Genomic DNA, 14140 nt, shown 5'->3' with positions numbered 1-14140 from the left:
CGGACGGACATCTCCGATCAGGGACATGGCCACCTCACGGCGACGATGGTCGCGCCGGAGCTTTCGTCTGGTTAATGTCGCCGATCATCTGCCACAGCCGCAGCGCCCGCCCGCGGTGCTGGTGCGCCAGATGGTGAACGCCGGCGGCGGCGTCCAGGTCGCCGATCAGTTGCCAGCAGGCGGCCTCGTCTTGGCGGTCGCCGTGCCGGTGGAACAGGGCCGCCGCGCGCTCCAACGCCGGGCTCGCCCGGTCCCGGTCGTGTTGACCGGCGTACACGCGGCCGACTTCCAGCAGCGTGTACGCGGCGCACCGCTCGTCGGCCAGTGCCTCGAAGGTGGCCAGCGCCTGCTCCAGGCATCGCAGCGCCTCGTCCGGATCACCACGTCGATCGTGCAACCGGCTGAACCGCCGCAGCACGACGGCGACGCGATGCCCGTCGCCCAGCGCGCTGGCCTGGCTCAAGGCCCCGTCGAACCATAACTCCGCCTCGTCGAGCTTGCCCTGCATGAGCTTCATCACGGCCATGGTGCAGGACAGCTGCGCTTCGATGTGCCGCTCGCCCTCACCGGCCGCGATGGCCAGCGCGTGCTCGACACGTTCGAGGGCTTCGTCGTCACGGCCCTGCACCCGGCTTACCGTGCCCAGCATGGCAACCGACAGCGCCTCGCCGCGTTTGTCCCCGCCGTCCTGGCACAGCCCGAGGGAGGACTCCAGGGCTCGGGTGGCCCGATCGAACTCGTCTTGGTAGATGTGCAGCTGGCCAAGACCGCGTAGCAGCACCGATGCGCCGCGCACGTTGCCGGCGGCCTCGGCCGCGTCCAACGCGAGCCGGTGCCCGTGCTGCCAGTCCTGATAGAGACACCGGTGGTCGTAGTAGGTCGCCGCGCCGGCCGCCAGCTCCCAGGCCAACTCGTCCAGGCCCCAGTCCACGGCCAGTTTCACCGCGCCGAGCAGGTTGTCGCGTTCCGCGTCGAACCAGCCGACCGGGTCGGCCATCAGCCGGTCCACGACCGCATCGGGCAGCGACCGGCGCGGTGCCGAACCAGGCGCGGCTGCCAGCAGCCCGGCTGCCGGCAGCCGATCGGTGCCGCGCCCAGTCAGCTCGAGCCAAACGGACAGCACCCGGATGATCGCGTCCTGCTTGTCCTCCGTCGGCAGCGGGGCGGCGATCTCCACGGCACAGGTCCTGATCAGGTCGTGCAGCCGGTAGCGCGGCTCGCCGAGGGCGTCGGTGGCGGTCAGCCGCACCAGGCTGGCGTCGACGAGGGTGTCCAGCACCTCCTCGGCGTCCGGGCGGTCCAGCAGCGGGCCGACCACCCAGCCGGGCAGGGTGTAGGCGCCGAGCAGACCCAGCAGGCTCAGCGCGCGCACCGCGTCGGCCGGCAGCAGCCGTAAGCTCAGTTCGACGCTGGCTCGCACGCTGAGGTCCCCGATCCTCAGCTCGGCCAGCCTCCGGGACTCATCCTCGATCCGTTCCCGCAGCACCCGCAGCGACCAAGCCGGGCGGCCCGTGAGCTTGCCGCTGGCGATCCGGATCGCCAGCGGCAGGTTGCCGCAGCAGTCGAGGATCGCGTCGGCCTCCGCCGGTTCCCGCTCGACCCGCCGCCGCCCGACAATTCCCGTGAACAACTCCCGCGCCTCTGCCGGGCTCAGCACGTCCAGGTCGATGTGCCGAGCTCCGGGAAGTTGCGTCAGCAGAGTGCGGCTGGTGATCAACACGGCACAGCCGTCGGCCGCAGGCAGCAAGGGCAGCACCTGATCGGCGTGACCGGCATCGTCCAGCACCACCAGCATGTGACGGTCCACCAGCAACGACCGGTAGAGTGCGGCTCGCTCGGCCAGGCCGTTCGGGATCGCGCTGCCGGCGATCGAGAGCGCGCGCAGTGCCTCGGCCAGCATCAGCCCCGGGTCCCGTGGCTCGTCCGATGTTGCCGCGAGGTTGAGGTAGAGCTGGCCGTCGGGGAAGTTGGCGCTCGCCAGCCGCGCAGCGTGCGTCACGAGGCAGGACTTGCCGACACCGGGACCGCCCACGATGACGGCCACCGGGGCCCGGTTCGGCGCCGAGCCGTCGAGCAGCCCGGCGATCTCGGCCAGTGCTTCGGCCCGGCCCACGAAGTCGGGTATGTCAAGGGGAAGTTGACGCACCGGCATCGCCATTGCCGGCCCGGGGTCCGCCGGGGCAGGGCTCTCCGGTGGTATGTCCAAGGGCCTGCTTGCTGGGACCGGAGCCGTCAGGGCGGGATCCGCGGTGAGGATGCGCTGATGCAGCGCCTGGAGCGGAGGGGTGGGATCGACGCCGAGTTCGTCGGCCAGTGTCCGGCGCAGCCGCTCGTACACCTGCAGCGCCTCGCCTTGTCTTCGACACCGGTAGAGGGCGACCATCAGGTGTTCGGCGACCTGTTCGTCGTAGGGGTGCTCGTGGAGCAGAGCGGTCAGTTCATCGATGACCTCTCGATGACGCCCCAGGTCGAGTTCGATGGCCAGGCACTGTTTGTGCGTGGCCGCGCGTTTCTCGTTCAGCCGTGCCGCATCGATCTCCAGGGCTTGGCTGGGGGTGTCGACCAGGGCGTTTCCGCGCCAGCAAGCGAGCGCCCGCCGCAGCGCGACTGCTGTCTCGAACGGGGCCGTGTGCTGTTCGGCGAGGTGTCGCTGGTGGTCGAACTCCAGTAAGTCGAGCTGATCTTGAGCCAGGTGGATCTCGTAGCCGCCGCGCCGCGTGCTGATCAAGGAGCTGGGCGCTCCGCAGGCGACGAGGTTGCGGCGCAACCCGGAGACGGCGTCCTGGACCTGGCGGACCGCGGTGGCGGGCGCGTTCGTGTCCCACATCACGGCGACGAGCCGTTCCCTGGCGACGATGTTGTTGGCGTCGATCAGAAGTGCTGCCAGCATCTTGGCCTGCCGCGGCCCGTTCAACGGGACCGCGCGTCCGGCGATCTGGGCGTGTAACGGCCCCAGTAAGCCGAATTTCATGCTCCCCCTGGTGCGTGACGATGAGCACCGATCCCCCTGGCTGACCTCGTACGAGGACGAATCTAGGACGGCCGACGGATCTGTGTCCATAGCGTCTCTGCGGCACGGCTCGCCGAAGACGCGTGGGGGAGGCAATGGGTGTGGAGGGTGCCTTCGCCCGGTACCTCGGCAGCATCCGGGCCGGAATCCCGGGAGCAGGAGCAGCCTCCCCGATTCCTGGGGGCACCGGTTGCCCCCTGAAGCTCGTCGCAGGGTGGCCCGGCCGGCGAACTCCGCCGCGCCCGCGGCCGCACACGCGCCGCCGCTCAGTCCACGCGCACCGCTGCGCGGCTCCATACGTACCGCTGCACCACTTCCGATCGGCAAAACGACAGAAGGAGCACTGATCAACCATGGCTCGCAACTGGAAGACCTTCGGCGCACTGGCAGTCGCAGGTTGCTGCGCCACGATCGGCCTCACCACGGGCACCGCTGAGGCGCAGACGGTGATAAAGACCAGCAACGTCACGGAACTCGGTTCGTACAACGACTCCGGCAGGACCGGCAACTACCAGTTCGTGGCCAACAATTGGGACAGCCGCTACCAGCGCTACCAGCAGTCGCTCGTCTGGGTGTCCGGGCAGGACGGCGGCAAGGACATGGCCCACTGCCTCCGGGGCAACGGCGGGGCAAACTGGTACGAGTCCTCGATCGTCGCGCGCAACGGTACGAACTCCTCGCACTACGACTGCACCAACAACGGCACCTACAACCAGGGTTTGGACCAGGTGGGCGTCGACCTGAGCAACTGGTGACAGGTGCCTGAGCAGGCAACAGGAGCCCTGGTGTGCCCCGTTCGGAGCGCACCAGGGCACACCAGTCGAAGGAGGAGGCCCGGACGATGCTGGGCAAACACAAGACCCTTGCGGTCGCGCTGGCCGTGATCATTGCCGCGATGGTCGCGGCGGGATTCGCGTATTTCCCGTCCGACGACGGCCAGACGGCCCGGGCGACGGCCAACACCCGCCGTTTCGTGCTGATCCTGGCAGGTGCTTCCGGCCAGTCGGAGTCGGAAAATTTCGACCTTGAGGTTGCCGCTCGCACGGAGGCCCTGACATCCACATGCATGAAGTCGCACGGATTCCAGTACCTGCCCAAGAACCCGCACAGCGTGGTTGATGTCGAGGACGCATCAGACTTTTCGAGCCTCAACTACGCTCGCAAGCACGGGTTCGGAATATCGGTATTTCCCCACTTCGCCCCTGAGGCCACGGCAGCCAAGAGCTACCTGAAGACCCTTTCCGCTGCTTCCCTCAAGGCTTACGATGCGACCCTTCCCGGTTGCGTCGACAGCTCACAGCGTACGACCGAAAAGGAGTATGGAATCCCGGAGGCGAACTCCGAGTGGGCTCGGGTGGACGGTGAGGTGCAACACGACAGACGTTACCAATCGGCACTTGAGACGTGGAGATCCTGTGCGGCGGCGGCCGGTCATCCGGCGCAATCCCGTCTCGCGCTCATCACGGACCTGCGCAAGGAATACACGTCGGTGATGGCCGGAGTTCAGGGTGGGGACCAAGTGCTGTCCCGGGACCGATTGGCGGCGCTGGCCGCTCAGAATCCTACGTGGCGGAAGTTCCATCGATCGGAACTCGATGCCGCCGTGGCGACATTCGCCTGCTCGCAAGCCACCGATCGGACATATGTGTCTATATTCGTCCGATACCTGAACCGGAACAGTTGAGGGCGGGGCGCTAGGTCGCGTCCGCTGGAGTGGTGTATCGACGGCCACTCGGTGATCTCGTTTTGAGGCTATACGGTGAGTTCGGTGGGCAGGGCGGTCTCGTCTCTTTCTGACTCGATCGGGTGGAGGCGGGCCTTGGCCAGAAGGTCGAGTCCCATGTAGCGGCGGGCTTCGGTCCATGCGTCGTTCTGCTCGGCCAGGACCGCGCCGACCAGGCGGATGAGGGCGGTGCGGTCGGGGAAGATGCCGACCACGTCGGTGCGACGCCTGATCTCCTTGTTCAGCCGCTCCTGCGGATTGTTCGACCAGATCTGCCGCCAGATCTCCCGCGGGAACGCGGTGAACGCCAGCAGGTCGTGCTGGGCGGTGTCCAAGTGGGCTGCGGCCTTGGGGAACTTGGCCTCCAAAGCGTCCAGGACGTGCCGCATCTGGGCCTGGACCGCGTCCGTGTCGGGCTGTTCGAAGACGGTCCGCAGCAGCGTGGCCACCCACGGCTGGGCGGACTTCGGAACCTGGCAGAGCAAATTTCGGGCGTAGTGCGTGCGGCATCGCTGCCACGATGCTCCGGGCAGGACCGCGCCGATCGCGTCGACCAGGCCGGCGTGGGCGTCGGAGATGACGAGCTGGACGCCGGACAGGCCTCGGGCGATCAGGGAGCGCAGGAAGGCGAGCCGGCCGGCGCCGTCCTCGGCGGTGGCGACGTCGATGCCGAGGATCTCGCGGTGGCCGTCGGCATTCACGCCGACCGCGATCAACGCGTGGACGTTGATGATCCGGCCGCCCTCGCGCACCTTCTGGGTGAGCGCGTCCACCCAGACGAACGCGTAGGGGCCCTGGTCCAGGGGCCGGTTGCGGAAGGCGGCGACCTGCTTGTCCAGGTGCTTCGCCATCGCGGAGACCTGGGACTTCGACAGCTGGGTGACGCCGAGGGAGGCGGCGAGCTTCTCGACCCGGCGCGTGGAGACGCCGAGCAGGTAGGCGGTGGCGACCACCGAGATCAGGGCATGCTCCGCTCGCCGACGGCGTTCGAGTAGCCAGTGTGGGAAGTAACTGCCCTGGCGCAGCTTGGGAATGGCGAGTTCGACGGTCCCTGCGCGGGTGTCCCACTCGCGTGGGCGGTATCCGTTGCGGTGGTTGACGCGTTCGTCGCTGACCTGTCCGTATTCGGCATTGCAGAGAACATCCGCCTCCGCGGACATGAGCGCGTCGGCAAACGTCTTGACCATCGCGCGCAGCAGGTCGGGACTCGCCGCGGCGAGGTTGTCCTCGGCGAGGGCGTGCAGGGGCAGACTGTCGGGTGCGGTCATCGTGCTGGTCTCCTTCGGGCTTCGACACCTCGAAGATCAGCCGGTGGCCGTTCATCTATGCGGGCATCACCCAGAAGCCGGAGCAAACCCCCGGATCAGGTCGAACCCGTACACCACATCCATGGACGCAACCCGCACCATCACGGGCCGGGCGAGACCCCCTGACCTGGACGGCGCACAGCTATCTTGCATGGACACCGATGGACGACACCGAACGGCGCGTGCTGCCGCTGGCCGGCTTCTCCTGGGGGTTCACCATCGACTCGGCCAGCCGCATCACGCTGCAACCGGTCCAGACAGTGACAGCTGTGGAGTGGGAGGCGCATCTGCCCTACCTCGGCACTTCCCATCCAGGCTGGGTGTTCGACACATGGCGGCCCGACAGTGAGCCCTGACGGTCTTCGCGGCTCCCGGACGACGCCGACGCCGCGCTCGAGGTGTCACGGCCCGCGGCCGGGGAGTGGTGGCCCTGCCCATCGGTAGTGCCACGATGATCAGTCGCGTTCCTACGTCCCGACAGATGCCCCGGCGACTTCGTCACCCGTCCCGCAGGGCAGAGCCCGGCAGCCCGCCCGGCGCGCCGAAGGCGTACGCATCGACGGCCGCAGTCCATGGGCGCCAGTGCGGCTGGCTTGGGGGAACGGATCTGCCTGCGGTGCGGCGGGGAGGTGGCGGTGGTCAGCCCCGCTGCAACTCGTTCGCGCCGCGGTCCGCCGCGCTGTTCCGCGTCCGGGCGAGGATCGCGCGGTGCGCCTGCTCGTACGAGGCACCGGCGGCCGTGTTCCGCCCGTCGGTGCCGACGACCTGGGTGAGGTAGGCGGTCAAGGCGTGCGGGCCGCCGCCGTTGTACCCGACGTCATGAAGCCGACCCGACCCCAGCCTTTCAGGCCGCCCGACCGAAGTCGGCTCGCCGACCGGGGCTGTGACGGCTTCGCGGACCCGGCTGCCCCGTGGGCGGCCCGGTACGCCATCTGCCGGCGCGGAGGTCGGCAGTACACGGAGTCGCGGCGGCGCCTGCGGGCGGCCGGCGGCGGAGTGTGAGGCCCGGTGGTCGGGCGGTGTGTCGTCAGGGTGATGGCGGCGACGACAGGCACGAGAGGGTCATAGCTGTGTGGCCGTGCGGATCAGCCCGGCGAGGGCGAGGGAGCGGCTGTGCGCGGGCCAGGCGATGTGGGTGACGACGGGGGGCGCGTCGGTCAGGGGGACGGCGGTGTGCTCGGTCCATAGCCAGGCGCGGGCGGAGTCGGGGAAGACTGCCATGGTGCGTCCGAGGGCGATCAGCTGGGCCAGCTGCGTCTGGTCGTGGATCTCAGGGCCCGGGCCGGGTGGGTACGTGCCGTGGCGGGGCCAGCGGGCGAGCGGAAGATCGGGGACGTCGCTGACGTCGGCCAGGGACAAAGTCTTGCGCGCGGCGAGGGGGTGCCCGGCGGGCAGGATGGCAACTTGCCCCTCGGTCATCAGTTCCTCGCTGTCGAACCCGGCGAGCGAGTTGAACGGCGCGTGCATGAGCGCCACATCGGCGCGGCCATCGCGCAGTATCCCTTCCTGCTCGCACATGCCGCACGGCAGCACCTCGATCTCGGCGGCGTCGGGTTCGGCCGCGTAGGCGTCGAGGAGCTTCTGCAGCAGCTCGTGGGACCCGGCGGCCTTCACCGCCAGGACCAGGCGATTGCGGGGGCCACGCGGACTGTCGGCGCCACCGGCGCGACGAGTGCGACGAGCGGCAGCGGTGGTCGCGTCGAGGGCTGCGCGGCCCTCGTGCAGCAGCACCTCTCCGGCGGCGGTCAGACGGACGCCGCGGCGGTTACGTTCCAGCAGACAGACTCCGAGGCGCCGCTCGAGCTGCTGGATCGCCCGGGACAGCGGCGGCTGGGCCATGCCGAGACGCTCGGCGGCGCGGCCGAAGTGCAGTTCCTCGGCGACGGCCACGAAGTACCTCAACTCGCGGATCTCCAAGGTGTCCATGGCCGCACGATACCTCGGTGATACCTACCGGGTATGACAGGGCACCGTATCGGTGTTGGATGCACCGCTCGTCCGCGAGCGAACATCAACGACATGAGCGAAACGAAGATCGCGCTGGTGACCGGCGCGAACAAGGGAATCGGGTACGAAATCGCGGCCGGGCTGGGCGCCCTCGGGTACCGCGTGGGCGTGGGCGCCCGCGACGGGGCCCGGCGCGAGAGTGCCGTCGAGAAGCTGCGCGCCGCCGGGGTGGACGCGTTCGCGGTGCCGCTGGACGTGACGGGCGACCAGAGCGTCACCGATGCCGCGGAACTGATCGAACGGCAGGCCGGTCGCCTGGACGTCCTGGTCAACAACGCCGGCATCTCGGGAGAGACGGGGCCGGGGTGGGTGCAGGACCCGACCACGCTTGATCTCGACTTGGTCCGCACGGTCGTGGAGACCAACGTCATCGGCGTCATCCGGGTGACCAACGCGATGCTGCCGCTGCTGCGGCGCTCGACGTCACCACGCATCGTCAACGTCTCCAGCGCCGTCGCCTCCCTGACCCGGCAGGCGGACCCGGACATCGAGATCGGCCCTGTCATGGCGGCCTATTCGCCGTCGAAGTCGTTCCTCAACGCCGTCACCGTGCAGTACGCCCGGCAGTTCGCCGATACGAACATCCTGATCAACGCCGCCTGCCCGGGCCTGGTCGCGACCGACTTCACCGGCTTCCACGGACCCCGCACTCCGGAGCGGGGCGCAGCCACAGCGATCCGGCTCGCCACACTGCCCGATGGCGGCCCGACCGGTTCGTTCTTCGAGGACGACGGCGTCATCCCCTGGTGAACCCGGGCCCGTCGTGGTCGCGCTGTAGGCCCTGGCATCCTTGACGCGACGGCGCATACGGAAGGTCAGTAAGGCGTGGGGTCCTACCGCTCCCAGCCCGAGGAGCCGTCCGCCGCACGTTGACCACTCGATCGTGTGGTCAACGTCGGCTGTCGCCGGGCGCGAGCAGTCTCGTGACCTCGGCGATCGCTTCCAGCCCGTGCCGCTCCAGCCGCCGAGGACGGTGTGCTCGTCCAGCAGTAGGCGGGTGCGAAGCGGCGGCCCTCGTTCACGAACTCCGGCTTGACACTTAGCCGGTGAGCAAGGCGGCATAGCCGACCGGTTCATGAGTGGCGGTCACATGGACTCTGCGGGCATGACGTCATGAATGCGGAAGAGCGTGGAGACACGTTCATCGTCGCGCAGGTGACACCAGGCGTGCAGTGCGGCAGGGCCTCCGCGATCCGTCAACCCGTCCTCCAGGCTCCGGCTCCCGTCATCGCCAAGGCACTTGGCTACCACGGCAAGACCGCCACCCGACTCGTCACCGAATCCGGCGGAACGTGGAGCCGATACGCCCCGGCGACCACACACGGTGACACCAGGACAGGCCTCACGCCTCACCGAGGAATACGCGACACCTCAACATGCGATCCCACCAGTCCCAACGCCCTCGTCGCGCATGGTCGCATCGGGTGGACGGTGAACGTCGACTCCACGATCTGCTGGACTCACCAGCATGCCGCCGGGGCACGCCGGGACGGCCATGCCCAGAGGAAGGGCCCGCTTGAGTCCAGGGGATCCCGCGAGCCGCGATGAGTCCTGCGGCGTCCGGCGGTCGTACTGTCGAACCCGTTACGAGGAGGACTTCTGATGCGCAGCGTGACCTATTCGATGAACGTCTCACTTGACGGCTACGTCGTCGGGCCGGACGGCGACTTCAACTGGACGGCGCCCGACGAGGAGGTCTTCCGCTCCTGGATCGACGAGATTCGAGAGGTCGGCGTCCACCTGTTGGGGCGACGGCTGTACGAGACGATGCTGTACTGGGAGACCACCGACCAGGATCCATCGCTCGACGACTCCATGCTCGAGTGGGCCGCGATCTGGAAGCCGCTCCCAAAGGTGGTGTTCTCCACCACGCTGCCGGCGGTGCAGGGCAATGCCCGGCTGGCCTCCGGCGGCCTGGCGGATGAGATCGAGCGGTTGCGAGCCGAGCCGGGAGCGGGTGACATCGCGATCGGCGGCGCGACTCTCGCCGCCGAGGCGGCCGAGTTGGGTCTGATCGACGAGTACCGGGCCAGGGTCTACCCGGTGCTGGTCGGCGGTGGCCTTCCGTTCTTTCCCCAGCACGAGCGCCGGGTGGATCTCGAACTCGTCGAGACCCGCACCTTCAGCTCGAAAGTCGTCTACCTCCGGTACCGCGTGGCGCGCTAGGAGTATGTGTCAGTAACGGGCAAGCGGCGTGTCAGGCGTGATCGACGAGATTGGTTGCGGTTGCGCCGCTGGCACCTGTGAGGCGGCGGTTGGGCTCCTGGCCGTCAGGTGTGCGGCCGGGTATGTGTCCGTGGCGCGGCAGGGAGGTCCGGTTGGTCAGCCGGCCAGGGCGGTGAGTCCGGCGCGTCGGAAGATCTTGCGGAGGTTGTGGCAGGCGGCCAGCAGTCGCCACTCACCGCGGGCGCCGTCCTCGCCGCGCAGGAGGAGCCGGTGGCCGTTCTGGCAGGTCATGATCTGGCCGAAGACGGATTCGACGATAGCTTTTCGGCGGCTGTAGGCGGCCATGCCGGGCTTGGTCCGCAGCTGGCGGGCCATCCGTTCCTTCAGTGTGGCGCTCGCCGGTAACCGTCCGCGTGGCGCGGGCGGGACCTCCGAGCTTCCGTGCGAGGTGCAGGGACTGGGTGAACAGGGCGGCGAGGGCGTCCAGGTGGCGGCGGCGGAACCGTGAGATGGAACGGAAGCCCGGGGCCTGCTCGGCGGCCAGGAACCGAAACGCGATGTCGTCGGCACCTTTGCTCGATCGCCCGCGAAGAGCGGACCCTGGTGGTGTAGCCGTAGATCAGCAGACGCAGCATCAGCCGCGGGTCGTAGGGCGGGTAACCGCGCTTGTCGGTGAGTCGGCCCGGACCTGTCCCAGGTCCAGCACCTTGTCGACCAGGTCGGCGACGAACCGGGCGAGATGATCCTGGAGCGGCCAGTCGTCCAGCGACGGGGGCAGCAGCAGGACCTGGTGCGGGTCGAACGCCCCCTGAACCGCTTGTCCACCGCCGCCGGGCGGTCCTGCGGCTGCCTCTTCCCGACCGGCTCGACCTCGAACAACCCATCCCACCACATATACCGCCGTCATCCCGCACGAATGATCACGGAACGCAGGTGGGCAGCCGGTTGCTGTGACACGCTCTTGGTCCCGACATCCGTCAGGACCGGGTGCCCTCACCCTTCCCGAAGCCCATCGAGCCTCCGGGACGCAGAGGGTTCGGTCTCGCTCGGGGATCGACACCCCTGGCTGTCAGCGGACTGACGCGCCGAGCACCGATTCGATGCGGCGCAGGAGGCCTGGCCAGCCGTTGCCCATGCCCTCGACTGCGGCCTTGCCCAGCGGGGAGTCCAGGTCGAATCCGGCGTGTTCGAGGAACAGCCGGGTGCCAGTACCCTCGCTCTGGAGCCGCCAGGTGATCGTGGTGTCCAGGGTGCCGGACGCGAAACTGTAGCGGAGCAGGCGCTCGGGCTCGACCGTGAGCACCTCACAGGGCTGCTGTCCCCACTGGCCCATGTCGAGCGTGAAGCGGTGGCCGACGACCGGCCGCACGTCACCAGCCGCCCACCAGCGCGCGTGCAGCTCAGGATCGGTCAGGGCCTTCCACACCGCGGCGGGGGGATGCGCGATGAACTGCTCGCAGTTGATGACGGTCGGATCGGTGGTGGTCATTGAGACTCCTCGTCAATCAGGTCGCGCAGTGCGCCCAAGCGCGAGCGCCAGTAGCGTTCGAAGGGATGCAGCCACTCACTCACCTCGACGAGTGGAGCAGCCTCGAGGTGGTAGTAGCGATGGCGGCCCCTGGGCTCCTCGCGCACGAGCTGCGCGTTCTTGAGCACCGTCAGGTGCTCGGAGATCGCGGGTCGGCTTAGTGCGAACTGGCCGGCGAGTTCCCCGGCCGCACACGGTCCGTCCTGCAGAGCTTCCATTAGCCGCCGCCGCACTGGATTGGCCAGCGCGCTGAACACATCTCCTGGGGGCATGGAAACCATAATGCGTCGGAGAGTTCCGACGTGTCAACTTCTTCCGACACGTTTCCGCCCTGCCACCTCATGACAGCCCCAAGCGCCAAACAGCACGGACTGCCCAACTTGCCGTGGATGAACGGAGAACCAGGCAGGGCGGAACCCAGGTCTGGACTACTGCGTTGAGGGAGCGCGCTGTGCGGTGAGCACGGGCTGGTAGTACCCGCTGGAGGCCGGACTCTGCCAGGTGATGTTGGTGAAGCCGGCTTCAGTCACGAACTCTGTCAGCTGCGGGGACGTCAGCGCCCAGTGGGTGGTCCGGCGGACTCGGACCTGCCAGGTGTTCTCCGCGGGGATGAGCTGGAAGTGCTCCAGGTCGTAGCGCTCGCCGTCTTCATGCCAGTGCCACAGCTGGAAGGTGATCACTTGGCCGTCGCGTGTCTCCGAGACCTGGGGAGGAGTCGCCGTGGGTCTGGTCTGGCGCGTCTCGTCGTAGGCCCGGACAGTGATCATCAGCAATCCGTCGTCTCGGAGCACCCGTCTCATACCGTGGAGTGCCGCCCGGAGATCTTGCCCGGAGAGCAGGTGCGTGAGCGAGTTGTCCGCGCAGAGGACGACGTCGAATGACGTCTCTCTGAACGGCAGTTGGCGCATGTCAGCCGCAGCGACGAGAACCCGGCTGCCCCGGGCCGCCGCTTCGGCGGCGGCGCGCGCGGCGGCGACCGGGCTCAGGTCGCTGCCTACGACCTGGTGCCCGGCCAGGGCCAGCCCGATGGCCTGGGTGCCGATCCCGCACGAGCAGTCCAGGACAGTGTGCGGTCCCGCGCCGAGAGATGTGCGGACAATCCCGCCCAGCACCTCGGCCTGGTAGGCCATGCTCGCGTCCCAGTCCCGGAACATCAGGTGGTAGTCGTGGGCCAACTCGTCGTAGAAATTCCGCACGGAGTGCTCGGACATGCATCCCACCGTAGTGCGTGGCCGCCAGGGAGGACGGGCAGTTCAGGCAGCGGCTGCCAGACTTCGGCCGGCCCAGCGGACGCCCTTCTCGCTGCGGATACGGGCGCGTTCGCGGCGTTGGGCAGCCAGCACGTCAAGGTGGCGGGTGATCGCGTTGCGCCGGCGGAGGTAGGCGTGGAGGGCCGCGGCGTCGACGGTCCGCTTCCACGGCATGGATCTGCTCAGGTGGTGGCGTTCTCTGCAGGCAGTGGGCATCTCTTGGGACCGAGCGACCCGGAGGTTCGGGCCGTCGGCGGCCTGAACCCGGTGGCAGGGAAGCCGCCGGTCGGCCCCGGTTACGCTCCGACCCTCGTCGCGCACAGCGAGACGGTGCTGCGACGCTTCTACGACATCCATCTCGACGCGGGGACCGGCCCGCCGGTCAACCCGTTCCCGCTGGACCTGTCGCGTCGTTCCGGCCGGGCGCACGAGCACCACAACCCGATGGACGGTCGGAAAACCGAGCGGGTGGGGCGCTATCGGCCCCACCTCCGAAGCGGATCCCGCGCTCGATTCCCGACGACTGGTTCAACGAGCTGTTCGCCGCGCCGCCCTCCCACCGCGACCGGATCCTGGTCGCGCTTTGGATCTCCACCGGCGTACGCGCGCCGGAGCTGATCGGTCCGGCAGCGGGACATCGATCCCGGCCAGCAGTTGATCAGTGTGGTGCGCACGGGCTCGCGGGCGGTGCAGCAGGTACCCGCGTCGGCGGACGCGTTCGTGTGGATGCGCCTCTACGCACACAAGATGCATGGCCGCGTGCCACGCGGTCGCACACAGCCGGTGTGGTGGCCAGGCGACGTCCATTTCGGCCGCTGAGCTGTCACGGTGCACACCGGATGACCGGATGTTCGGGCACGCAGTGATCGAGCCGCGAGGAGTCGCGGACTCCAGTGCGGAGGCACAGGGTGTGAGGATCCGGTGCCGGGGCCGGCCATGGCGCCGTGCACGGCGTGGCTGAACAGCAGCTCGCCGGGCGGGACCATGCGCTCCAGCCAGGAGGACGGAGTGCTGGGTGGCCCGAAGCGCACGTCGGCAGCCCCGTCGAGCCGGGCCGCCCACTCGACGCGCTCGCGGCGTACGAGCGCCTTCTCAGCGGGAACCGAAGGGCGCCGGCTACACGGGGATGGAGCGCTCCGGGTGCCCGCC

General features: G+C 68.7%; 12 protein-coding genes and 2 pseudogenes. 5 read left to right on the top strand and 9 right to left on the bottom strand.

The window, feature by feature from the left end:
- Window positions 1–34 precede the first annotated feature (34 nt).
- Window positions 35–2971, bottom strand: coding sequence for an AfsR/SARP family transcriptional regulator (locus AAFF41_RS48940; RefSeq protein WP_343326119.1), 2937 nt, complete (start codon window positions 2969–2971; stop codon window positions 35–37).
- A gap of 392 nt (window positions 2972–3363) precedes the next feature.
- Here AAFF41_RS48940 and AAFF41_RS48935 point away from each other — a divergent pair, with 392 nt between their 5' ends.
- Complete coding sequence (locus AAFF41_RS48935) at window positions 3364–3765, top strand: hypothetical protein (RefSeq protein WP_054229750.1); 402 nt, start codon at window positions 3364–3366, stop codon at window positions 3763–3765.
- A gap of 86 nt (window positions 3766–3851) precedes the next feature.
- Complete coding sequence (locus AAFF41_RS48930) at window positions 3852–4694, top strand: hypothetical protein (RefSeq protein ID WP_319754603.1); 843 nt, start codon at window positions 3852–3854, stop codon at window positions 4692–4694.
- A gap of 68 nt (window positions 4695–4762) precedes the next feature.
- Here AAFF41_RS48930 and AAFF41_RS48925 read toward each other — a convergent pair whose 3' ends face one another.
- Window positions 4763–6001 (bottom strand): IS256 family transposase, encoded by a 1239-nt coding sequence (locus AAFF41_RS48925; protein WP_343326118.1) that lies wholly within the window; start codon window positions 5999–6001, stop codon window positions 4763–4765.
- 200 nt (window positions 6002–6201) lie between these two features.
- Between AAFF41_RS48925 and AAFF41_RS48920 the strand changes: the two genes are divergently transcribed.
- Window positions 6202–6396, top strand: coding sequence for a hypothetical protein (locus AAFF41_RS48920; protein ID WP_319754605.1), 195 nt, complete (start codon window positions 6202–6204; stop codon window positions 6394–6396).
- Window positions 6397–6679: 283 nt separating this feature from the next.
- Here the strand turns inward: AAFF41_RS48920 and AAFF41_RS48915 are convergent, their stop codons facing one another.
- A complete protein-coding gene (locus tag AAFF41_RS48915; protein WP_319754606.1) occupies window positions 6680–6826 on the bottom strand; it encodes a hypothetical protein in 147 nt (48 codons plus the stop codon).
- Window positions 6827–7102: 276 nt separating this feature from the next.
- Window positions 7103–7966, bottom strand: a complete 864-nt coding sequence (locus tag AAFF41_RS48910; protein ID WP_319754607.1) for a LysR family transcriptional regulator — start codon at window positions 7964–7966, stop codon at window positions 7103–7105.
- A gap of 93 nt (window positions 7967–8059) precedes the next feature.
- Between AAFF41_RS48910 and AAFF41_RS48905 the strand changes: the two genes are divergently transcribed.
- Together AAFF41_RS48905 and AAFF41_RS48900 are read left to right on the top strand one after the other, a co-directional pair.
- On the top strand, window positions 8060–8797 hold the full coding sequence (locus AAFF41_RS48905) for an SDR family oxidoreductase (protein WP_319754608.1): 738 nt from the start codon (window positions 8060–8062) through the stop codon (window positions 8795–8797).
- 852 nt (window positions 8798–9649) lie between these two features.
- Window positions 9650–10213, top strand: coding sequence for a dihydrofolate reductase family protein (locus tag AAFF41_RS48900; protein ID WP_319754887.1), 564 nt, complete (start codon window positions 9650–9652; stop codon window positions 10211–10213).
- A 156-nt stretch (window positions 10214–10369) separates the two neighbouring features.
- On the opposite strand, the pseudogene AAFF41_RS48895 reads toward AAFF41_RS48900, so the two are convergent.
- From AAFF41_RS48895 to AAFF41_RS48875, 5 genes and pseudogenes are all read right to left on the bottom strand, one after another.
- Window positions 10370–10997: pseudogene (locus AAFF41_RS48895) on the bottom strand (transposase).
- A 285-nt stretch (window positions 10998–11282) separates the two neighbouring features.
- Entirely contained in the window at window positions 11283–11702 is a 420-nt protein-coding gene (locus tag AAFF41_RS48890) for an SRPBCC family protein (protein WP_343326117.1), read from the bottom strand.
- On the bottom strand, window positions 11699–12022 hold the full coding sequence (locus AAFF41_RS48885; RefSeq protein WP_343326116.1) for a metalloregulator ArsR/SmtB family transcription factor: 324 nt from the start codon (window positions 12020–12022) through the stop codon (window positions 11699–11701). Before AAFF41_RS48885 ends, AAFF41_RS48890 begins: the two co-directional genes overlap by 4 nt.
- A 147-nt stretch (window positions 12023–12169) precedes the next feature.
- Window positions 12170–12952 (bottom strand): class I SAM-dependent methyltransferase, encoded by a 783-nt coding sequence (locus tag AAFF41_RS48880; protein ID WP_319754118.1) that lies wholly within the window; start codon window positions 12950–12952, stop codon window positions 12170–12172.
- A 42-nt stretch (window positions 12953–12994) separates the two neighbouring features.
- Window positions 12995–13150 (bottom strand): annotated as a pseudogene (locus AAFF41_RS48875) (IS630 family transposase); the annotation flags it as partial.
- Between the last annotated feature and the right edge of the window lie 990 nt (window positions 13151–14140).

This window comes from Streptomyces mirabilis (assembly GCF_039503195.1).
Taxonomy (GTDB): Bacteria; Actinomycetota; Actinomycetes; order Streptomycetales; family Streptomycetaceae; genus Streptomyces; species Streptomyces mirabilis_D.
The sequence above is the reverse complement of the archived record's forward strand: the minus strand, read 5'-3'. Positions and strand labels throughout refer to the sequence as shown.